23 protein-coding genes are annotated in these 20,017 nt (G+C 52.1%); 9 read left to right on the top strand and 14 right to left on the bottom strand.

Annotated elements, in window-relative coordinates; translation table 11 throughout:
• Positions 1–19 precede the first annotated feature (19 nt).
• Positions 20–1,021 (bottom strand): phenylalanine--tRNA ligase subunit alpha, encoded by a 1,002-nt coding sequence (pheS, locus tag NDA02_RS15375; protein WP_348255227.1) that lies wholly within the window; start codon positions 1,019–1,021, stop codon positions 20–22.
• A gap of 478 nt (positions 1,022–1,499) precedes the next feature.
• Here pheS and NDA02_RS15380 point away from each other — a divergent pair, with 478 nt between their 5' ends.
• Positions 1,500–3,311, top strand: coding sequence for an aspartate kinase (locus NDA02_RS15380; protein WP_348255229.1), 1,812 nt, complete (start codon positions 1,500–1,502; stop codon positions 3,309–3,311).
• Positions 3,312–3,361: 50 nt separating this feature from the next.
• Here NDA02_RS15380 and NDA02_RS15385 read toward each other — a convergent pair whose 3' ends face one another.
• The 4 genes from NDA02_RS15385 to NDA02_RS15400 form a co-directional block, all read right to left on the bottom strand.
• Entirely contained in the window at positions 3,362–3,526 is a 165-nt protein-coding gene (locus NDA02_RS15385; protein WP_348255231.1) for a hypothetical protein, read from the bottom strand.
• Positions 3,490–3,912 (bottom strand): peptide chain release factor 1, encoded by a 423-nt coding sequence (locus NDA02_RS15390; protein ID WP_348255232.1) that lies wholly within the window; start codon positions 3,910–3,912, stop codon positions 3,490–3,492. The genes NDA02_RS15385 and NDA02_RS15390 overlap by 37 nt, the downstream gene beginning before the upstream one ends.
• 108 nt (positions 3,913–4,020) lie before the next feature.
• A complete protein-coding gene (locus NDA02_RS15395; protein WP_190793825.1) occupies positions 4,021–4,218 on the bottom strand; it encodes a type II toxin-antitoxin system HicA family toxin in 198 nt (65 codons plus the stop codon).
• Positions 4,219–4,464 (bottom strand): DUF1902 domain-containing protein, encoded by a 246-nt coding sequence (locus NDA02_RS15400; protein WP_348255233.1) that lies wholly within the window; start codon positions 4,462–4,464, stop codon positions 4,219–4,221.
• A gap of 107 nt (positions 4,465–4,571) precedes the next feature.
• On the opposite strand from NDA02_RS15400, the gene NDA02_RS15405 reads away from it, so the two are divergent.
• Positions 4,572–5,351, top strand: a complete 780-nt coding sequence (locus NDA02_RS15405; RefSeq protein ID WP_348255235.1) for a transposase — start codon at positions 4,572–4,574, stop codon at positions 5,349–5,351.
• 133 nt (positions 5,352–5,484) lie between these two features.
• Here the strand turns inward: NDA02_RS15405 and NDA02_RS15410 are convergent, their stop codons facing one another.
• The 3 genes from NDA02_RS15410 to NDA02_RS15420 all read right to left on the bottom strand — a co-directional run bounded on the left by NDA02_RS15410 (position 5,485) and on the right by NDA02_RS15420 (position 7,649).
• Positions 5,485–7,149 carry a GUN4 domain-containing protein gene (locus NDA02_RS15410; protein WP_348255237.1) on the bottom strand — a complete coding sequence of 555 codons (1,665 nt, stop codon included), beginning with the start codon at positions 7,147–7,149 and terminating at the stop codon, positions 5,485–5,487.
• Positions 7,150–7,233: 84 nt separating this feature from the next.
• A complete protein-coding gene (locus NDA02_RS15415) occupies positions 7,234–7,440 on the bottom strand; it encodes a toxin-antitoxin system HicB family antitoxin (protein WP_190793829.1) in 207 nt (68 codons plus the stop codon).
• A 20-nt stretch (positions 7,441–7,460) separates the two neighbouring features.
• On the bottom strand, positions 7,461–7,649 hold the full coding sequence (locus NDA02_RS15420; RefSeq protein WP_348255239.1) for a hypothetical protein: 189 nt from the start codon (positions 7,647–7,649) through the stop codon (positions 7,461–7,463).
• A 102-nt stretch (positions 7,650–7,751) separates the two neighbouring features.
• Between NDA02_RS15420 and NDA02_RS15425 the strand changes: the two genes are divergently transcribed.
• Both NDA02_RS15425 and NDA02_RS15430 read left to right on the top strand, forming a co-directional pair.
• A complete protein-coding gene (locus NDA02_RS15425; RefSeq protein WP_277879050.1) occupies positions 7,752–7,883 on the top strand; it encodes a hypothetical protein in 132 nt (43 codons plus the stop codon).
• Positions 7,883–8,089 carry a hypothetical protein gene (locus tag NDA02_RS15430; RefSeq protein ID WP_190790650.1) on the top strand — a complete coding sequence of 69 codons (207 nt, stop codon included), beginning with the start codon at positions 7,883–7,885 and terminating at the stop codon, positions 8,087–8,089. Before NDA02_RS15425 ends, NDA02_RS15430 begins: the two co-directional genes overlap by 1 nt.
• A 380-nt stretch (positions 8,090–8,469) precedes the next feature.
• Here the strand turns inward: NDA02_RS15430 and NDA02_RS15435 are convergent, their stop codons facing one another.
• Positions 8,470–10,173: an ATP-binding protein gene (locus NDA02_RS15435; RefSeq protein WP_190790651.1), complete on the bottom strand. Its 1,704-nt coding sequence runs from the start codon at positions 10,171–10,173 to the stop codon at positions 8,470–8,472.
• A gap of 427 nt (positions 10,174–10,600) precedes the next feature.
• On the opposite strand from NDA02_RS15435, the gene NDA02_RS15440 reads away from it, so the two are divergent.
• Positions 10,601–11,188: an SRPBCC family protein gene (locus NDA02_RS15440; protein WP_190790652.1), complete on the top strand. Its 588-nt coding sequence runs from the start codon at positions 10,601–10,603 to the stop codon at positions 11,186–11,188.
• A gap of 52 nt (positions 11,189–11,240) precedes the next feature.
• Here the strand turns inward: NDA02_RS15440 and NDA02_RS15445 are convergent, their stop codons facing one another.
• The 5 genes from NDA02_RS15445 to NDA02_RS15465 all read right to left on the bottom strand — a co-directional run bounded on the left by NDA02_RS15445 (position 11,241) and on the right by NDA02_RS15465 (position 14,991).
• Positions 11,241–12,233, bottom strand: coding sequence for a threo-3-hydroxy-L-aspartate ammonia-lyase (locus tag NDA02_RS15445; protein ID WP_190790653.1), 993 nt, complete (start codon positions 12,231–12,233; stop codon positions 11,241–11,243).
• Positions 12,234–12,240: 7 nt separating this feature from the next.
• Positions 12,241–12,510 carry a hypothetical protein gene (locus NDA02_RS15450; protein ID WP_242067187.1) on the bottom strand — a complete coding sequence of 90 codons (270 nt, stop codon included), beginning with the start codon at positions 12,508–12,510 and terminating at the stop codon, positions 12,241–12,243.
• A gap of 101 nt (positions 12,511–12,611) precedes the next feature.
• Complete coding sequence (gene leuB, locus NDA02_RS15455) at positions 12,612–13,694, bottom strand: 3-isopropylmalate dehydrogenase (RefSeq protein WP_190790654.1); 1,083 nt, start codon at positions 13,692–13,694, stop codon at positions 12,612–12,614.
• 103 nt (positions 13,695–13,797) lie between these two features.
• Positions 13,798–14,541, bottom strand: a complete 744-nt coding sequence (locus NDA02_RS15460) for a hypothetical protein (protein ID WP_190790655.1) — start codon at positions 14,539–14,541, stop codon at positions 13,798–13,800.
• A gap of 120 nt (positions 14,542–14,661) precedes the next feature.
• Positions 14,662–14,991 (bottom strand): hypothetical protein, encoded by a 330-nt coding sequence (locus NDA02_RS15465; protein WP_190790658.1) that lies wholly within the window; start codon positions 14,989–14,991, stop codon positions 14,662–14,664.
• Between the two features lie 105 nt (positions 14,992–15,096).
• Here NDA02_RS15465 and NDA02_RS15470 point away from each other — a divergent pair, with 105 nt between their 5' ends.
• The 4 genes from NDA02_RS15470 to NDA02_RS15485 all read left to right on the top strand — a co-directional run bounded on the left by NDA02_RS15470 (position 15,097) and on the right by NDA02_RS15485 (position 19,693).
• Positions 15,097–15,633: a hypothetical protein gene (locus NDA02_RS15470; protein WP_190790656.1), complete on the top strand. Its 537-nt coding sequence runs from the start codon at positions 15,097–15,099 to the stop codon at positions 15,631–15,633.
• A 30-nt stretch (positions 15,634–15,663) separates the two neighbouring features.
• Positions 15,664–16,977, top strand: a complete 1,314-nt coding sequence (locus NDA02_RS15475; RefSeq protein WP_348255241.1) for a TldD/PmbA family protein — start codon at positions 15,664–15,666, stop codon at positions 16,975–16,977.
• Between the two features lie 15 nt (positions 16,978–16,992).
• Complete coding sequence (locus NDA02_RS15480) at positions 16,993–17,847, top strand: DUF3153 domain-containing protein (protein ID WP_190792337.1); 855 nt, start codon at positions 16,993–16,995, stop codon at positions 17,845–17,847.
• A gap of 352 nt (positions 17,848–18,199) precedes the next feature.
• The gene (locus NDA02_RS15485; RefSeq protein WP_190792338.1) at positions 18,200–19,693 is read left to right on the top strand and encodes an alpha-amylase; all 1,494 of its coding nucleotides are present in this window, start codon (positions 18,200–18,202) and stop codon (positions 19,691–19,693) included.
• Positions 19,694–20,017: the final 324 nt, after the last annotated feature.

Below are 20,017 nucleotides of genomic sequence, written 5' to 3' on the forward strand. Positions count from 1 at the left end.
CTAGAACTGCCTCAAAAAGCTAGAACTGCCTCAAAAAGCGCAAATCACTGGCATACAGGCGGCGAATATCATCAATCTGGTGCAGCACCATCGCGAAACGCTCGACGCCAAATCCGGCAGCAAATCCAGTGTAAATTTCTGGGTCATAGCCGACGGATTTAAGCACATTCGGATCGACCATGCCGCAGCCCAGGACTTCCAGCCAGCGACCGCGCCATTTCACGTCTACTTCGGCAGACGGTTCGGTGAAGGGGAAGAAGCTGGGGCGGAACCGCACTTCGATATCGCCAAACATCGATTCGAGGAAGATTTTGATTGTGCCGCGCAAGTCGGTAAAGGTCAGCCCTTCATCGATCGCCAGAATTTCAATTTGGTGGAATACGGCAGCGTGGGTCGCATCAACGGTATCCCGACGATAGACCCGACCGGGAGCCGCAACCCGAATCGGAGGCTCATTATTTTCCATATAGCGAATCTGCACAGAGGAGGTGTGCGTCCGCAGCAAGTTGCCGTCCGGCAGGTAGAAGGTGTCCTGCATATCGCGGGCAGGGTGGTCGGCGGGCGTATTCAGTGCCTCGAAGTTGTAGTAGTCGGTTTCCATTTCGGGACCCTGCGCCACGGTGTAGCCCAAGCCCACAAAGATATCCAACGCCCGATCGATCGTGCTGGTGAGCGGGTGAGTATGACCCTGCGGACGAAACGTTCCCGGCATCGTCACATCGATCGCTTCTGCTGCCAATCTTGCCTCGATCGCCGCCGCTTGCAATCCCGATTTCTTTTGCTCCAGCTCGCCCTGGATGACTTCCTTGACTTCGTTTGCCAGCGACCCAATGCGAGGACGTTCCGCCGCATCCACCTTGCCCATTGCGCCGAGTACCTGGGAAAGACTGCCCTTTTTGCCCAGATAGCGAATGCGGAGCTGTTCGAGGTCATCCAGGCTGGTGGTAGAGGCGATCGCCTGCTGCGCTTCCTGTCGCAGATCGCTGAGTTGAATTGCCAGATCGCCAGACGCTTGAGACATAGGATTTTTCGTGAAAGTCAATAGAATTCGTCGGCTTTTGAACAGCCGATATCTTTCACTAGTGTACGAGGTTTAGGAATCTTGCTGACCTGGCTTTTCCAGATTGCTGTAGCGAAACGGGGATGCAATCAAAGTCTTCAGGTGAGAGACTCCACCCTGCCCGACGCTCCCTAGGGTAAGGCGAAGTCTCCTGCCCCATTATGCGGTGAGTGGGCAAAAGGGACAAGTGAGGGGAAATTAAATATGGTTAAGCTGGTTAAGCGCACCGAGGAAATTGTCAGGAAATCCAAAGCATTTGCTCGATCGCACCAAGACTCTGCTACCTTTATTAGATCGGATCGATCCTGATCATAAGTATCTCGATTTACCTCGATCGGGTGAGTTAGAAACAGGCTAGCAGCGCATAAAAAGGAGCTAGATCCCTGCATTTCCCGGTCACCTCATTCATCTCCAGCAGGTTGGGCAGTTCACAAAAGCTATGGCACTGATTGTTCAGAAGTACGGCGGCACGTCAGTTGGAACGGTAGAGCGAATTCAGGCAGTGGCTCAGCGAGTCCTGCAAACCGTTAAGGGTGGTCATCGTGTGGTAGTTGTCGTGTCTGCGATGGGTAAAACCACCGATGGTTTGGTGAAACTGGCGCACGACATTTCTGCCAATCCGAATCGGCGCGAGATGGATATGCTGCTCTCGACCGGGGAACAGGTAACAATCGCCCTGCTGAGCATGGCACTTCAGGAAGCTGGACAGCCCGCAATCTCGATGACGGGGACACAGGTTGGCATTGTGACCGAGGCAGAGCATACCCGCGCCCGAATTCTCAGCGTCGCAACCGATCGCCTAGAACGGCATTTGCAGGATGGTAAAGTGGTTGTGGTGGCAGGATTTCAGGGCATCACGAGTTTAGAAGATCTGGAAATTACCACGCTGGGACGGGGCGGCTCCGATACCTCTGCTGTGGCACTGGCGGCGGCTTTACGAGCGGACTGCTGCGAAATTTATACAGACGTTCCCGGCATCCTCACGACCGATCCGCGACTGGTTCCCGATGCTCACCTGATGCGCGAAATTACCTCAGATGAAATGCTGGAGCTTGCCAGCTTGGGGGCGAAAGTGCTGCACCCGCGATCGGTTGAAATTGCCCGTAACTATGGCGTGATGCTGGTGGTGCGATCGAGCTGGTCAGACGATCCGGGAACCCGTGTGATGTCTCCGATTCGCCAACCCCGTCCGCTAGAAGGGCTGGAAATTGCCAATGCGGTGGATGCGATCGAGTTTGATACGGATCAGGCAAAAATCGCAATGCTGCGCGTGCCCGATCGCCCCGGCGTGGCAGCAAAGCTGTTTGGCGAAATTGCCCAGCAAGACCTGGACGTGGATTTGATCATTCAGTCGATTCACGAAGGCAACAGCAACGATATTGCCTTTACGGTCGTCAAAAATTCCCTCAACCGGGCAGAAGCAGTGGCGGCAGCGATCGCGCCTGTGCTGCGAAACTACAGCGACCCCACCACAGGAGAAGCGGAAGTCCTGGTGGAACGCCAAATGGCAAAGGTCAGCATTGCCGGAGCGGGGATGATTGGTCGTCCGGGGGTGGCGGCGCAAATGTTCCGCACGTTGGCAGCGGCAGGCGTGAATATCCAGATGATTTCGACCTCGGAAGTAAAAGTGAGCTGTGCGATCGATGCGGCAGACTGCGATCGAGCCATTGCCGCCCTCTGTCGCGAATTTGAAGTTCATACTTCCCCGCTCAAGGCCCCAGGTGGAAAGGCTGACATTGACATTCCTCCGGTACGCGGAGCCGCTCTGGATCTGAAGCAAGCCCGTCTCGCCATTCGCCATGTTCCCGATCGCCCCGGCATGGCAGCCAGGGTGTTTACCTTGCTTGCCGATCGCAACATCAGCGTAGACATGATCATTCAGTCGCAGCGATGCCGCTTGATTGATGGCACTGCTACCCGCGATATTGCCTTTACGGTGGCGCAGGCAGACGCAGACGAAGCAAAAGCAATTTTCGATGCTGCTGCTGCGGAGCTGGGATGCGGAGAAGTGATCGTGGATCAATCGATCGCGAAAGTCAGCGTTGTCGGAACCGGAATGGTCGGAAAACCGGGGGTCGCTGCCAAAATGTTTGATGCGCTGTCAAAAGAGAAAATCAATATCCAGATGATTGCGACTTCGGAAATCAAAATTAGCTGCGTGGTGTCTGAAGAAGACGGCGTGCGGGCACTCCAGGCGGTTCACGCGGCATTTGAGCTATCGGGAACGGAGCGGATTGTGGTTCCGGCTTAGGAAGGTGTTGCACTGCCCCCTAAATCCCCCAATTCGGGGGACTTGGAATATCAGATCAGGAAGGTTCGCGTCGGATGTGTTAGCGCAGCGTAACGCATTAAACAGGGGAGTTCCTGCATCAGGACGATCGCTGATTCGATCGCTTCCTTATCGGCTTTTTGCCTTGACCCATCACCCGTTACCGCCAGTATCGCCAGTAGCGTCTGCCGCGCCAAAATACGCCAAGCAGGATTGCCACTGCGGTAATCTGACTGGTGCTAATTAGACTTACCGGAGACGGCAGCAGCGTTCTTGCAATCATTGCCACAATCAGACAGGGAATCAACGCCCAGAGCGTGCCCGTATCGATTCGCACCTGGGGAAAGAAACGCTCCAGCAGCACAACCGCTAATGCGCCAATCCCAACCCCGATCGCAAGCTGAGTCAAAATTCCTAACGGCGGATTCAACAGCACGATCGCAATCTGAGCCACGATCGTCAATGCCCGCATCAAAATCACCAGGATAAATTCTGCCACGGTGACGCAGAGTGCCGTTAGCAGCGCATTGAGCAATAGCTCCATCCAGGGCAGTCGTTTGAGGCGATCGAGTGGGTTTGCCATTAGGAGAATTGGAGAATTTGTCGTTAAAGGGCTGTGCCTGAAAGCTGGAATGTTCAATTTTAGCCTGAAGCTAAACCAGTGCGTTTATACCAATTGAACGTCTGTATGTTAGAACGCCTTTGGTAATCCCGCTTGCTTGAGAACTGCATTTGCTGTGTGGCGAGATTTGATTGAACTATCTACAACAAATCGTCGATCGTTAATCGGGCTATACCAGATTTCATGATCGCCTTTTCCTTGACGCTCAAAGAAACACCCTGCTTCTACCAATATTTTCTTGAGCGCAGGTGTCAGAGATGCAGCCATTTATAAGGCAACCTCAATCAATTCCTGCCGATGGCTGATGAGTTGAATCGCGATCGCACCTGCATAGTCTGCGGAAATTACATGATTGGTCATCAGCAAGTCAGGAACGATGTCCCTCAACTTTTGACTCAATGCTTCGATCGTCTCCGCTTCGGTTGCTAATCCCGGTACATCATCACTGGTTGCAACCCATACGGCTGCATCTGCATCCCAAAAGGCACTAATTTGGTAAACTGCCGATTCCATACTCGTCTCCACTCCAGCGATCGCCCCTCCAGTTTAGAGCAGCGATCGTCTCAGTAGGAAATGGCTGATACTGCCAGTGTTCCTTCAGTGAATGAAAGCTGCTCTGTATGCCGCGCCAGCGTCGGGAGCTTCGGTCGGGCTACTGCTATCACATCACGACTCGCTGCAATAATCGAGAATTTCGTTTGACGCGATCGGAATGTCGAGAAGTGCTGCTGTTTGCGATTAAACGGTGTCAGGACAAATATGGCTTTAAGCTTTACGCGCTCTGCATTATGAGCAACCACGTTCATTACTTGCTGGAGCCGCAGCAGCCTGACCATTTGCCTCAGATTATGCACTGGTTGAACTGGTACACCGCCATGTGTTTTAACCAGATGTTGAACCGTACCGGGCATTTCTGGGAAAAGCGATATCACAGTACCGGGTTTCCAGCCAGCGACAAACGCAGGGCGTTAAACACATTACGCTATATCCACGGCAATCCGAAAGCCGCAAATATGCAGCAGGGCTTTTTCTATGATTTCAGCAACTACGGAACCTATGACCGTTTGACCCACGACGGCATCACCCAATGGCATCCGGCATTTCTGGCACTGGGGACAACGCTGGAGATTTGCGCCGCAGCCTATCGCAAGTTTTGCAAGAAATACAAGCCGAAACCGAAACCCGAAAAAAAGAATCACTGGGGCAGTAAGCTGCTGGCAAAGCTGAGAGCGCGAGGAAAACCGACCAAAGTTAGCCCAGGGCAGAAAAGCCTGTGGGAAGAGTGGGATGCGCCTGCGGAGGAGATTCGCAAAGTGGCTGAGAAATTTGTGCTGGCGAACTGCTTTGACCCCAAATTTATCAGCATTACTTCTTCACTAATAGAGAAAAATACAGAGTAGCCAATACGGTGCCAGGTAACGGATCGCCGAAAGGGGGGTTTTATGTAGAAAAGAACACCAGAAATAAAACTTAAAAAAAGCTCAGGACTGGCTTGTGCTACAGTTCACAAGTCTCTGTGCGAGAGAAGAGACCTCACCAACACCAATACCCCACCACCACCCATAAATTTTTCACCCCACCCCAAACACAAGCAGGGAAAATCCCTTTTGGGGAGGAATTAGAAGGGTTGAGGTCTCGATAGTTCAGCCACTTACCATCCTTGCGCCAGCCGACACGATCGCAAAACTTCTCCCAGATTTGCGCTCCTGGATATTCGCCGTCCAGTTTAGCACCGCACTCTACATAAATTTGCTTCTGGACGCTGAAACCAAATTTGCCTTCGCTGTATTTCACCCATAGTTGGTCGATCGTTTTGAGATCGGTGCAGGGAAAGTTCAACAGTTCCTCTGATGTGAACCAATCTCCCTCTTTACTACCCACAGCCTGAATCATTACCTTGTAGGTTTCATTGTCTGCGGCGTACCAGTTTTGCGCTTTCAACAGGTCACGGAGCTTAGTGTAGTCAATTCCTTTTTCTGAACTGAGATCATCTTCTGGCGTAGCCCGATTGCTTGGTCTCTCAGGTTTCCTTTCGACAGTGACGGTTGCTTTTGCGCCTGCTGATTCTCCTTGCACGGGTTTATTTGCAGAAGTCGGGGAATCGGTCAAGTATGGAGGATTGAGCGTCAGGTTAAAGGGCTTGAGAATGGGAAGAACATCTTCATCGCGTAGTTTCAAAACCTGCTGGAAATATCGCAAATCATCCAAACTGTCTGCACTCAGGCCTGGGTCATATTCCACAGTTTCTTTGACTGCTTGTTCAAACTCGTTGAGCTTACGCCAAAACTCCTGGTAAGGCTGTAGCACTTCTCGGGCAATTTGCTCTGCTTCCGAGGGCGCTATGTGTAATTCCTCGCTGCGATAGTTCAATGCCCGTCGATCGATTGGAGAAAGTTTGCCCCGCTTTTGTTTTGCCCGATCGTCCAATTCTTTACGGTAGATCAATCGCGGATCGCCCTGCGGGGCACGGGCAATGAAAATCTTGTAGCCTTCTCGCGCGGCATAAATTTCAGGCTGCATCGTCGGAGCGGCTTCCCGGACTTTTTCTCGGGCGTATTCGTGGAGTTCATCAACGGTAATCTGTCCATTACCATCGCGATCGGCGGCTCCGGTTTCTAACCCCTGTACGAGATAGCGGGTGTAGATGCCTCCTCCCTCCTGTTCATAGGAAAACTGGGTTGCAGTTGAGGCAGTTAATACGGCTCGTCCTTCACCGCCAAGGTGCAATTTCACATCAACAGCAACGACCTCTGCCTTTCGTGCCGTCATGTCTTTGGCAAAGGCTCCGCTAAAGCAACAATCTAAAATCAAAATCTGCCGCTGCGATCGACTCCGGCTCATATAACCTTGCACCGCACTAGCAGGAATCGCTTTTGAAACCCAAATCCGTCCCTGTGCGTTCGTTTCAGTGATGCGAGTCGCAAAATAGAGCGTCCCGTCGTCATCCCTTACGCCATGCCCAGAAAAGTAGATAAGAATCAGGTCTTCAGAACTGCGATTCTCGGTCAACACCATTTCGATCGCCGATTCCATCTCAGTCCGATCGGGATTTGACAAGACCTGAACCTGATCAAATCCGCCCACTTGAGGATTCTCCAAGACACGCCGCATCATTTCCAGATCGCCTTGCGTTCCAGGCAATTTAGATAATCCCTTGCCGTATTCACTTACCCCAATCAGCAGCGCAATCTTCGCCATCAATTCCAGTCGGTTTCGCTTATTTCTACTTTAGCCGCCAGATATAGAACGTTTAACCCCCGGATATAAAACGTGAGTATCACTTTAATCCTCTAAATTGCTCAGATCCTCCAGATTAAACCGATCGATCAGGTTTTGTACCTCAGTGTTGTGATTCAGGTAAAACTCGATCGCTTCATTGACCAAGCCGCTGAGGGAGGTGTCTTTAATACCCGCCAGAACTTTCAGGAGACGATCTAAATCTCGTTCAACAAATACCCGAATTTCTGGTTTCCTCTTGCTCGCTGCCACTTACTCTTCTCGCCCTTCCCTCAATCCAGTTCGTCAAGCCTGTGTTTTTCAATGATTTCCTGCTGTTTAGGCTGCTGTAACCATAGTTCCAGTGCTTCAGCGACGACTGCACTGATTGACTCTTCCCGAATTGTGGCGATCGTCTTGACCAACTTATCTAAGTCAGAATCCAGGTAAATTCTAAGTTCAGGACGTTTTTTAGCACTCACTGAATACACAAGGTACATCGGCACAACAGATATTGTTTCATCTGAACTTGCGGATATGCGGCTATGCGGATAAAATCAGAATAATCTTAGTAAGGTTAACCTATGGTCACACTCACCGATGACGAAGTTGCATTGATTCGATCGCTTCTCGCTGCCCTGCGATCGATAAAAGTGCGGGATATCGATAAAGCGATGGTGATTTTGTCCAAGCGCGATCGCCAGGAGCCCTGCTGATGCTGATGTTGAATGATGCTCAGGCAATGATTGTGCGCTCTCTTTTGACCAAAATGCTGATTAATGACACCTATTCTGTAAGCCAGCTTGAAGAAGCCCTCACCTGGTTTGAGCGAGAAGACAGCAAAGTTTCCTGCCCGTTTGAGCAGGTGTGGAGTAAACAGCTCGCGCAGGAGATTGTGCAGGCTTTGAAAAATCAGAGTTAGAAATTCAGAGTTAATCGCAACAATGCTTTTGATTCACCCATGAACCTCTTCTAACTGGAGAGGCTTTTTCATCTTAGAAGCGGTTTAAAAACAATTAGACCCCAAGCCGGAGCCTGGAGTCTGGTGTTTATAACTATCAACCTAATCGTGGGGTTGATGATTTTTGAAAAACTGGCTATATCAGGGCGCCAGCAGCTTTTATCTATATATCTATGATTGCTTAGCGCACCCTTCTTGAGTAGGGGAATTTTACCCATTGATCCCCCCATTTAATTTGGGTAAGCGCTTTAGAATGATTTAAGGTTTGTGTTAAGTTTGTTTACTTTGCGGCATGACGTTCTGCTGGTAATAAATAGGAGCCAACCCAATCTGAATTAAGCTCAATCCATACTCAAGCCTTTGTAAGTTTTGGGGCGCGATCGGCTTGCAACTGGAGCTTCTTCAATTTTGCGGGCTTCCACCTGATGAGACTGGAAGAATTTTTGCCATTCCTGGGGAGCGTCCAGGGTCTCGCCGCCATGTTTGGTGAGGCGTTTTCGTACTTGGCACAGCACAGGCGTATTGACGCAGGCTCCTGAGATGATGACCTGTCCTTTGGTGAGGGAGGGAAGTTCCTTGAGCAGATCGCGTCCGGCGGCTTCTACCCCGTATTTGAGGCTGTCCTGGTCTACCGGATTCACGATTCGCATAATGAACTGACTCATACACTGCGACAGCACATCCGCATCGAGCTTGCCGGGACGCTGGGTAATCAGCCCCATGCCCAAGCCGAACTTTCGTCCTTCGCTAAGAATCGTTCGCAGAATCATTTTGCAGCGCGAGGGTTCGTGGGCGGGTGCAAATCGGTGGGCTTCCTCGATCAAGACAAACACCGGATAAGGCAAGTAATTCTCGTCGTCTGGGGTAATTAGCTCCTTTTGGGTGTTCATGCGTGCCTGGTTTGCCTGCCGCAGCACTGCCGCGCAAATCACCTGCTGTTCCTCCTGGCTAATTTCGTTCATTTGCAAAACGGTGACTTGTCCGGGTGCAAAGAGATCCTTGGGCGAAAGGTGTTGCATGGTGTCGAAATAGGACGATCGCGCCAGTTTTTCCAGCTTCCACTCGATCGCCGGAGCCGAGGTTCCCACTTTTTCGTTGCCTTCGTCGTCCTGGGTGCGATCGGCTTCAAACACAGCCGCAATCAGATCCTGCACTCCCCAGCGGTAATCTCCATAGCGGTGCTTGCGGACAATCACAAACGCCTTATTCAAAATCGACTGCTGACGATCGCTCATTTCCGGCAGCAAGGTCAAAATATCGTAGTAGTCCAGCGACGAGATGCGGATTTTCACATCTTCGGGCGTCAGAACTTTGACCTGGGGCGCGTAGCCGTCGGGGGCAGTGAAGGCAGGGTGTCCACGCAGTTCTGCCAGCGTGCCGTATTCACCGTGAGGGTCAAAAATCAGGACGGCAGCGCGGTTGTGGGGCGACAACAGTTCTTCGACCAGCACGCCTGCGGTGTAGGATTTCCCGGAGCCTGTACCTGCCAGGATGGCCATGTGGGTGCTGACGAGTTCCTTGACATCCAGGGCGATCGGCACTGCCTGGGGATCACGCAGTAGCAGCGAACCAATATGGGCAGACCCGATGGCTCCGGGCTGCTTTTTGCTCAGAACTTCTTTGAGGCGATCGTTGGTTGCCAAATAAACCTTTGCCCCCGGATCGGGCGTGAGTCGGGGGTTCATAAACCCTAATGCCGGATGAAAATGACCAATCACCTCGACCGTCACTTCGTAGATCTCCGGGTTGGGATGGACAAAACCCACCAGCGCGGCGATCGTTTCCGGGCTGATTTCCGTATCGGCAAAAATGCGATCGGGCAAATGATCCAGCAGGCGGCGATCGGAAATTTTCCCCAGGATTTGCAGTACCAACGGTTCAGAGCCGTTTTCTCCCGACATGGTGGCTTGGTAATAAACAAATTCACCGATTTTGACCTGACGGTTATCGGCAGTAATGAAAACGTACTGGTTGCCGTTCTCCCCCGGTCCTTTGACCGTGCCAATTACTGGAGCCATCGCGATACGAGTAGGGGCTGAAACCATAGGGAATGCGATCGTTCTTGCTTATCGGTTTGCTGAGCGTTTGCAAAAAATCAGCGTACTGAATCATAGCGGGAATTCACGGATCTGGTTTCGCGGTCAGAGCGGTTAGTTTAGACCCGCAGGGGTTATGGTCGAAGATCAGATCAAATGAACTCCTTTCCCATCATCATAGGAAAAGAACAGGTGATCTATCTCAAATCTACTCAATTTAGTTATTTTGATGAGTTCTGAGAAACCCATTTTGCAAATCGAATCAGGTAGCATTAACGGAAAATGTAGGTGATCATAAGGTAAAGGTTGGGCATCATTCCTGAGGCATCCGCTCACGATCGCTGCTCTGCCGTTAATTTCCCCAGTTTTGTTAAGGGATTGCCTAGCGCAAGTCATCCAACGCCCCTCCAGCACTGAAGTTTATTTCACCGAATCTATGGAAGCGAAGTCTGAACTGCAAGCTGATTTCATCACCCTCGACCCCGTAGAAAACGAGGAGACGGTTGCAGAACCGATCGATTCAGCAGACGTAGAGGTTTCGACCGATCGCGCTGAGGGACGGCATCGCCAGCTTTCCGCCCGGATTCGACTGACCTACCCACCAGAGCAGCTCTGGCAGATTTTGACGGACTACGATCGTCTGGCAGACTTTGTGCCCAACCTGGCAAAGAGCCAGCGACTTTCTCATCCGCACCGCATTCGCATCGAGCAAATCGGCGCAGAAAAATTCCTCAATTTCAAGTTCCGGGCGCGAGTTGTGCTGGATATGGTGGAAAGTTTCCCCAATCGGATCGCGTTTCAGATGGTGGAAGGAGACTTCAAGGAATTTTCGGGAAGCTGGGATTTGCTGCGCTTAAACGATCGCCTCACCGAGCTAAGCTACACAATTCGGGTGCTGCCGCCTCGCACCATGCCGATCGGGCTGATCGAACGACGGCTGAAACGTGGGTTTGTGGTGAATTTGTGTGCGATTCGCGATCGGGCGCAGGAGCTGTTTGAGGAAGGGGCGATGGTGGGCAAGTAGAAGAGCGGGTGCGTGGATGAATGAGTGGATGGACGGGAAAGTCCCGGCGAATTTAGTGAATTAGTAAACTCGCGATCTTGGTCAAATCTACATTACCGCCGCTAATCATTACGCCTACTCGGCTTCCGGGAGCCTTCACTATACCTTCTAGCAGAGCAGCGGCTGCCAGTGCACCTGTTGGCTCGACCACAATTTTGAGCCGCTCCCAGAGAAATGCCATCGATCGCAGCAGTGCTTCATCGCTCACCGTTACCATGTCCTGCACATGGCGCAGCACCAGCGGAAAGGTGAGTTTGCCCAGGAAAGGTGTTCTGGCTCCGTCGGCGATCGTGTCGGGGTTCTGAACGGTTTGCAGGGTACGGGTATAAAACGATCGGGTAGCATCGTCAGCCGCAGCCGGTTCGACACCAATCACGCGACACTGAGGCGAGAGCGCATGAGCGGCGATCGCACACCCAGAAAGCAACCCCCCCCCGCCACAGCAAACCAGCAGCAGATCGAGCGATCCAACCTGTTCAATCAGCTCTTTGGCTGCCGTGCCCTGTCCGGCAATAATGTCTGGATGATCATAAGGTGGGATTACGGTTGCCCCTCGTTCGATCGCGATTTGCTCACAGAGTTCTTCCCGTTTTACAGAAGCGCGATCGTACAAAATCACTTCTGCACCATAGCTGCGGGTTGCCGCCTGTTTCACGGTAGGAGCGTCCTGAGGCATAACGATCGTGGTGGGAATATTCAGAATTTGTCCTGCTAACGCCATTCCCTGAGCGTGATTGCCCGACGAGAAAGCAAGAACGCCGCGCTGCTTCTGTTCGGGCGTGAGCTGGGATAAAGCGTTAAATGCGCCGCGAAACTTAAAAGACCCGGTGCGCTGAAAGTTTTCGCACTTAAAAAAGACTTGTGCCCCGGTGCGATCGTTTACCGTGCGGGATCCGAGAACAGGCGTAATCTGAGCGCGATCGACAAGTCGGGCGGCAGCTTGCTCGATCGCCGCATAGGAAATTTCTGAATCAGGAATCGCTGTTTCGGAAGCTGAGAGCGTCATCGACGGCTTATCGCAATCCCGGCTCGATCTGGCTAATGGGAATAAAGCATTCCTTGGGCAGCAGGACGGGCTTACCGTTGAAAATCAGCTTGCCACGCAGGCTAAATCGATCGATCGCCACGCCAAGCGGACGCTGCACTTCATCGGGATGCACTTCGTAATAGGTGCGGTAGATATTGCGGGCTGCCTGCAACAGCGAGGGGTCGAGCAGGGCAGAAAGACTGCCTTCTTCAACAGGGATGCCTGCGGGAACTGCGGGCCGGGATGCATAGACCATGAGAATTGCCTCTGGCGTAACTCGACCTAGACTCTAATCGATTTATGGAATTCCAGCAAGGGATAGCCACAATTTTTTCGGCATTTTAGCAAAATAGGGGGCTAGCCCAGAGCCGATAGCAATGCCTCACCCATCGCCTGACAGCCGACTGCCTTCATCCCTTCGGACATAATATCGCCCGTGCGGTAGCCCATATCCAGCACTTTGAGAACTGCTTGCTCGATGCGATCGGCAGCTTCCGGTTCATTCAAGCCATAGCGCAGCATCATTGCGCCACTAAGCACCTGGGCGATCGGGTTTGCCTTGTCCTGTCCAGCAATGTCAGGAGCGGAACCGTGAACGGGTTCAAACAAGCCCGGACCCGATGACCCCAGGCTAGCAGAGGGCAGCATGCCAATACTTCCCGTCAGCATAGCGGCAGCGTCAGAGAGAATATCGCCAAATAGATTTCCGGTAACGATCGTGTCAAACTGCTTGGGGCTACGAACCAACTGCATCGCCGCATTATCCACATACAGATGAGACAGCTCCACGTTGGAGTATTCGCTCGCAAGCTGGGTCATTCGTTCCCGCCAGAGCTGAGAGACTTCCAGCACGTTCGACTTATCCACTGAGCAGAGCCGTCCTTTGCGCTTTTGAGCCGTTTCAAAGGCAACTCGCCCGATGCGATCGATCTCCCCTTCCGAGTACACCATCGTATTCACGCCGCGCCGCTCTCCGGTTTCTGACGCAAAAATGCCCCTCGGTTGCCCAAAATAAATGCCGCCTGTCAGTTCGCGCACCACCATAATGTCCACCCCTTCCACGACTTCTCGCTTCAGACTGGAGGCATCGATGAGCTGCGGCAAAATTGTCGCCGGACGTAGATTTGCGAATAGCTCCATACCCGCCCGCAAATTCAGCAAACCCTTCTCCGGTCGCTGAGCATTGGGTAACGTATCCCACTTATAGCCGCCGATCGCCGCCAGTAGGACTGCATCGCTATCTTTACAGGTTGCCAGGGTTTCCTCGGGCAAAGGATTTCCGGTTGCGTCGATCGCTGCCCCGCCCACCAGAGCCTCTTTGAACTGAAACCCAATCCCTGAAAGCTCGCCGACCCGCTTCAGCACTGCTACAGCGACAGTCATAATTTCGGGACCAATGCCATCGCCCGGTAACAGCGTGATGCGGTATTGCTTCGTCATGGTGGTTAGAAGGGTGTTAGAGAACTAAGGTAGAAGGCGATCGACGCTAAAAACTCGCGGATCGTATTGTACCGAAGAAGCGACACCCTGTTGATAGCTGCGTTTACTGCTTTGCCTTATGAATTGCGGCTTTTAGCTCTTCGCGCGACATTTTGCTGCGTCCTGCAATTTGCAATTCTTTTGCCTGCTCGTACAGTTCCTTCTGGCTCAGGCTATCTTCTGAATCATTTGAATCATTCGATTTGTCTTTCTGCTGAGACTGCTTTTTGTCGGTCTTGTCAGACTGCTTGGTTTCAGACTGCTTCGACTCAGACTGCTTTTTGCTGGCTTGTTTTTTATCGGAAGTCTTGTTCTCAGGATCTTTCTCAGAGCCTTTCTTGTCAGGCTGCTGCTCGCCTGAATCGGGGTGATGCTCGGCTTCGACTTCGTGCAGGGCACGTTTGATTGCAGGCGTATAGCCAACGTGCTGTTCACCGTGCTTTGAAGCTTCCTCTTTGGTACGCTCTGCTTCCGCCTTTTCCTCGTCGGTCAACTTTTCCCAGACTTCCTTTGGCAGATACCGTTTCGTAACATTGCCTTCGCGGGCACGATCGTCACCCTCTTCCGTTTGCCAGTCTTGCTCCGACCATGCTTCAAGCGATCGAGCGGCTTCGTCTTTTTCGCCCTTATAGCCGCCGCCGTGCTGCTCGTATTCCCGCACTAAAAGCTGACTTTTGCGGGCTGACCACTGCCCCGGTTCGCCGCCCTTGTCCAATGCCATGATTTCATCTTTGAGCCGTCGTCGCAGTTCAGGGTCGGTGTATTTTTCGTCGTAATCGTCGTGATGTTTTTCTTGGTGTTTGGTCATTGCCTGTATTCCTTCGATCGCTTACGGTTGCTACTGTTGCGTACCCTAGACAGCGCGATCGAGTGTTTTCGTCTGTCGATCGAAGGAAATTCGGACAGGAATTCAGGCAGGCAGAAGACGCTAGGGCAAGCGTCGCTCTCGCAGCAGAAATTCAACCTTGGGTAGGAGCGGATCAGTAACAATGCCGCAGCCTTCAAAGCTCCACCGTTTCAGCAAACTGCCAAGCTGGGTTTTGGGGATTGATTCGACAGCAAAGCGATCGGCGAGTTCGCGGGCATGGCTGTTGAGATAGCTGAGGGCATCGGCATGTTCACCAAACAGCAGCACAAATCCGGCAGAAGGCTGTTCTGGCAAATCGTCTGATCGAGCGGCATCGGCACGGCGAGGGCGGGCAACGAGGTACTGTCCATCCTGGCGCGATCGAATCAGGTAAAAGGTATCGGCAAACATCTCGCTCACGCTCTGGGGTATTCGCCTATTATCCTCCGTGAGTCTCTACTTCTGATGAAGAGGTTTGCGCTAGGTTAAAAAGAAAAGCAATCACAAGAGGCGATCGTGGCAGAGGACAATACAGAACTGGCGCGGGAACAGTATCAGGCAGGGCAGGCAGCCTTTGAGCGAGGGGAATATCGCCGATCGGTCGAGTTTCTGGAAAAGGCGGTGAATCTGGCGGGACGAAATTCCACGTTGGGCGGCGAGTCCCAGATCTGGCTGGTGACGGCATATCAGGCAAACGGACAGCAAACCGAAGCGATCGCCCTGTGTGAGCAGCTCCAAAACCATCCCAACTTAAAAACGCGCAAAGAAGGTAGCCGATTGCTCTACATTCTCAAGGCTCCCGAACTAAAGCGCCGCGAAGAATGGATGACGAAGATTCCCGATTTATCTGGCGTTGCTGATGCCGAGGAGCGCAACAAGGCGATGTCTGCCTATCCGGCTCCTACTGCGCGTCCTGCCCGTCCCCAACCGCAGGCAGAGCTGGAGCCGATCGATCTGAGCCAGGTGGACACAAAGGACAACGGCTTTATCTGGGTGGCACTGGGGGTGATCGGGCTAATTCTGGGGGGACTCGTCTGGCTGAGCCAGCATTAGAATTGGGATAGTCCTCAGATTGCGCTTACCGTGAACGATTCGATTCTTCAACAAATTCTCGACCTTGCCGCCCAGCGAACTGATGCTGCCGAAGTCTATTTTGTCTCCAGTCAGGATACGCCGATCGAGTTTGAAAACAATCGGCTAAAGTCGCTGCAAACGAAAGCCGTTCAGGGCGTTGCGCTGCGGGTCATTCGCGAGGGACGATTGGGCTTCGCCAGTTCCACTGATTTGACGCGATTAGAAGATCTGGTAGATGCGGCAGTGCAAACTTCAGAAATTGGCAGTCTGGTCGAGTACGAATTTGCCGCGAACTTTCATGCCTGGGACGGTTCTGGTCAATCGAGCTTTCAGCCGCCTGCTACCTCTGAGTTAGTAGAGGTGGGCGAGTTTCTAATTCAGGAAGTGCATCGCTATAACCCAGACGTGCTGGTGGGGGTGAATTTTCACGTGCGATCGGGCACAGTCAAACTTGCTACCCATCAAGATGTTTACGCTGAGCGCAGTACCCAGACCATGAGTGCCAGTGTTTCCGGCAATTTGGTGCGAGGCGAGGATTTTCTGGAGGCATACAGCTACGACGTGGCGCGTGATGGCATTCCCAGCTACGATCGCATCCTGAACGAGCTACTGCAAAAATTTCAGCGAGCCGAACACGGCGCAACGATTCAGAGCGGCTCCTATCCGGTGTTGTTTCTGCCCAGAGCAGTCGCTAGCACGATCGGCGGTTTGTTTGATACGGTGCTGTCGGGTCAGGCAGTGGTGCAAAAAGCCTCGCCGCTGGCGGATAAGGTGGGTGAAAAGCTGTTTGACGAGCGCCTGAACATCTTTGAAGATCCGAGTCTAGGCGTCTCTGCCTGTACGTTTGACGACGAAGGAACCCCGACCCACAAGAAGGCATACATCGAAGCCGGAACCGTGCAGGGTTTTTACTGGGATCGCCGCTGGGCAGCCAGAGCAGGCAAACAGTCTACCGGAAACGGGTTTCGGGGCGGCTTATCGCGTCCGGCTCCTGATATGGTGAATCTCTGTATGGCTCCGGGCAGTACGTCGATCGATCGGCTCATTGCCAGCATGGACGAAGGCTTAATTGTGGATCAGGTGTTGGGCGCGGGTCAGTCAAACCAGTTGGCAGGTGAGTTTTCGGTCAACCTGGATCTGGGCTACAAAGTCGAAAAGGGGCAGATCGTCGGACGAGTCAAAAATACAATGGTGGCGGGCAGCATTTTTGAAGCCTTTCAGCACTTGGTTGATCTGGGAGACACACCAGAATGGGTGGGAGGGGGAGCTTATTTGCCTCCGATTCTATTTGAGAAGCTGGGCGTTGCGGCACGGGGAGAGTAAGAGGAGGGTTTGACTTTGCTGCGATCTTTGAGGCATGGGTTGATGCGGCTGCGGGTGCTGGGAATTGCGCTAATTGCGATCGTCTTCCTGTCGGGCTGTGTGCGATATGAAACGGGCTTGAGCTTTAAGGATGCCAATCATGGGGAGTGGGTGCAGCGAATTCGGCTTGAGAAAGTGCCGTCGGGGTTAAGTGAGACGATCGCCGCAAGCTGGCTGGACAGTGTGAAAGAAAAGGCACAACAGTTTGGCGGACAGGTCAACGCGGTTTCGGAAGAAGAACTGTGGCTCAAAATTCCTTTCTACAGCGCGAAGGATCTGGAAACCCGGTTCAACCAGTTCTTTCAGCCACCGGGGACGATTCCCCTTAAGGGCGGCTACTGGAGCCAGCGCAAGCAAAAACCGCTCAATTTGCCGATTCGTATGCAGGTGCAGACTCGTCATGGACTGTTTCGCGAGCGAGAACGCTTGACCCTGGACTTTGACTTTCGATCGATCAAAAAACTCATCGCGCAGTCAGATCCCGCACTCAATTCGGATGAGTTTCTGGAGCTGGAATTTCGCCTCACAGCTCCCACCGCCATCGGAGTTTTAACAGCCAATGGCGTAGCTAATCCGGCTAATTCGCAGTTGCCCAAAGGGATCATTATGCGACAGCAGGGCAAGCAGCTCTCTTGGCAGCTCAAATCTAGTCAGCTCAATCACTTGGAGCTTGCTTTTGCAGTTCCGAACTATCTGGAAATGGGATTTGTCGTAATTCTGCTGATGACCCTGACCGGAATGCTAATCAAGTTTTTAATGCTGCCGCCGATCGCTGTTTTACCGCCGGAAGTGTTAGCGGAAAACGCCGGGGATCAGTCTACCTTATTGTAAATCTTGCCTTTAATCTAACCTGATTTCTTCACCCTTCGATTGCAGTTTTGATATTTAGTTTTGACATTAAGTTCTGACATTGCGGCTTGCGTTTTTAGCGATAGCCTATCCCAGGACAGACACCACAGTAAAGTCTTTCGATGGATGGCATAGAGCCGATCGCTCCAGTAAATTTCATATCACAGGAATAAAGTTTGAGCGTTTGCCCAGCTTGCAAAAACCCTGGAAGTTTTGAGGGAGTTTTTGCACGGGTCAGCATCTCAAGCGATTATTTACTGTGCGTTTTTGTGTGCGTTTTTGCCCGGATTGATTTTGCCGAATTTCATTATTTTGAATCCACTACAATAAGCCAATGTCTGAACCGAATGGGGTTATGATGCAATATTTCCACTGGTATGTGCCGAGCGACGGCAGCCTGTGGAAAGAACTTGAGAAAAATGCGGCTGATCTGGCGAAAGCGGGAATTACGTCACTTTGGCTCCCGCCTGCCTACAAAGGTCATGCAGGTGTAGAAGACCCAGGATATGGCGCATATGATTTATTCGACTTAGGCGAATTTAATCAAAAGGGAACGGTTCGGACAAAGTACGGCACAAAAGACGAATATTTGCGATCGATTAAAGCGGCACACCAAGCTGGACTGCGCGTTTATGCCGATGTGGTATTCAATCACAAAATGGGCGCAGACGAACAGGAAGAAATTGAAGCTACACCGTTTCATCCTGAAGATCGCTACTCGCCGATCGGGGACTATCAAAAAATTAAAGCCTGGACGCACTTTAACTTTCCGGGACGCGGCGACAAATACTCCAGCATGAAGTGGCACTGGTGGCATTTTGACGCGATCGACTACAACTCATGGAACGAGCACGAGCAAGCCATTTATCTGCTCCAGGGCAAACAGTTTGACGATAACGTTGACCTGGAAAAAGGCAGCTATGACTATCTGATGGGCTGCGACCTGGACATGGAACACCCCGAAGTGCGCGGCGAATTAAAGTATTGGGGTGAATGGCTGATGGACTTGACCGACGTGGACGGGTTCCGCTTTGATGCGGTGAAGCACGTTGCCGCCGAGTTTTTCCACGATTGGTTTGAGCACATTCGCCACTATGCCCAGCGCGATCTGTTTGCCGTGGGCGAATACTGGTCTTACGAAATTGAGGCACTGCACTATTTCATTTCGCTCACCCAGGGAAAAGTGGCTCTGTTTGATGCGCCGCTCCACTACAATTTTCATGCGGCAAGTCGAAGTGGTGAACACTACGATATGCGTCAGATTTTTGACAATACGCTGGTGCAGCAGCAGCCTTCGCTCGCTGTGACGCTGGTAGACAATCACGATTCCCAGCCGCTTCAGTCGCTTGAATCGGTCGTGGAATCCTGGTTTAAGCCGATCGCTTACTCCTTAATCCTGCTGCGGCGCGAAGGCTACCCCTGCGTTTTCTACGCCGACTATTACGGGTCACACTATCGCGACTGCGGCAACGACGGCAACGAACACGAAATCTGGCTCGACTGTCACCGCTGGATCATCGACAAGTTTCTATGGGCGCGGAGCAACTATGCCTATGGTTCCCAGTATGACTATTTTGATCATCCGAATCTGATTGGCTGGACGCGCATTGGCAACGCTGATCATCCGGGTGGCATGGCAGTGGTGCTGAGCAACGGGGCAGGCGGCAGTAAATGGATGGAGGTGGGTCAGCCCAACCGTCTTTATATCGACATCACTGAACACATTGCTAGACCTGTGATGACCGATGAGTACGGCTGGGGCGAGTTCTCCTGTAAGGGCGGCTCTGTCTCGGTTTGGGTTCCGATCGAGAGCCAGGAGGCCTCATAGTTCAGAACTCGTCGCTTATCTTAGCTGCAAGATAGATGCGAGGTATCCAAAGATGCAAGTTATTCAAAATCACCGTTTTTAACCTGATAAAATCCGGCGTTGCTGAATTCGAGTATGATTTGCCCCCTAGGCCCTAGTAGTCTGCCAAGGGAACTTTGCCTGGTGGGGTTATTTCTGGTAAGGTGACTCAAATCCAGGAAGATCATTATGAGTCAGAAGCGTTACATCGTCGATTTAACGGATGCCGAAGTTCAACAGCTAGAAACCCTGTTGAGGACTGGAAAGCACTCGGCTCGCAAACTGACCCGTGCCCGTATCTTGTTG

The sequence above is a fragment of the Leptolyngbya sp. ST-U4 genome (assembly GCF_039962215.1).
Lineage (GTDB): Bacteria > Cyanobacteriota > Cyanobacteriia > Elainellales > Elainellaceae > Leptolyngbya_A.

Coding starts and splice junctions, on each gene's coding strand:
- NDA02_RS15410 (WP_348255237.1), bottom strand. CDS start 7,149: ATGGCGAAGATTGCGCTGCTGATTGGGGTAAGTGAATACGGCAAGGGA.
- NDA02_RS15435 (WP_190790651.1), bottom strand. CDS start 10,173: ATGGTTTCAGCCCCTACTCGTATCGCGATGGCTCCAGTAATTGGCACG.
- NDA02_RS15450 (WP_242067187.1), bottom strand. CDS start 12,510: ATGGTCTATGCATCCCGGCCCGCAGTTCCCGCAGGCATCCCTGTTGAA.
- NDA02_RS15440 (WP_190790652.1), top strand. CDS start 10,601: ATGGAAGCGAAGTCTGAACTGCAAGCTGATTTCATCACCCTCGACCCC.
- NDA02_RS15405 (WP_348255235.1), top strand. CDS start 4,572: ATGCCGCGCCAGCGTCGGGAGCTTCGGTCGGGCTACTGCTATCACATC.
- NDA02_RS15390 (WP_348255232.1), bottom strand. CDS start 3,912: ATGGCAAACCCACTCGATCGCCTCAAACGACTGCCCTGGATGGAGCTA.
- leuB (WP_190790654.1), bottom strand. CDS start 13,694: ATGACGAAGCAATACCGCATCACGCTGTTACCGGGCGATGGCATTGGT.
- NDA02_RS15380 (WP_348255229.1), top strand. CDS start 1,500: ATGGCACTGATTGTTCAGAAGTACGGCGGCACGTCAGTTGGAACGGTA.
- NDA02_RS15485 (WP_190792338.1), top strand. CDS start 18,200: ATGTCTGAACCGAATGGGGTTATGATGCAATATTTCCACTGGTATGTG.
- NDA02_RS15460 (WP_190790655.1), bottom strand. CDS start 14,541: ATGACCAAACACCAAGAAAAACATCACGACGATTACGACGAAAAATAC.
- NDA02_RS15430 (WP_190790650.1), top strand. CDS start 7,883: ATGCTGATGTTGAATGATGCTCAGGCAATGATTGTGCGCTCTCTTTTG.
- pheS (WP_348255227.1), bottom strand. CDS start 1,021: ATGTCTCAAGCGTCTGGCGATCTGGCAATTCAACTCAGCGATCTGCGA.
- NDA02_RS15445 (WP_190790653.1), bottom strand. CDS start 12,233: ATGACGCTCTCAGCTTCCGAAACAGCGATTCCTGATTCAGAAATTTCC.
- NDA02_RS15395 (WP_190793825.1), bottom strand. CDS start 4,218: ATGGCTGCATCTCTGACACCTGCGCTCAAGAAAATATTGGTAGAAGCA.
- NDA02_RS15465 (WP_190790658.1), bottom strand. CDS start 14,991: ATGTTTGCCGATACCTTTTACCTGATTCGATCGCGCCAGGATGGACAG.
- NDA02_RS15425 (WP_277879050.1), top strand. CDS start 7,752: ATGGTCACACTCACCGATGACGAAGTTGCATTGATTCGATCGCTTCTC.
- NDA02_RS15400 (WP_348255233.1), bottom strand. CDS start 4,464: ATGGAATCGGCAGTTTACCAAATTAGTGCCTTTTGGGATGCAGATGCA.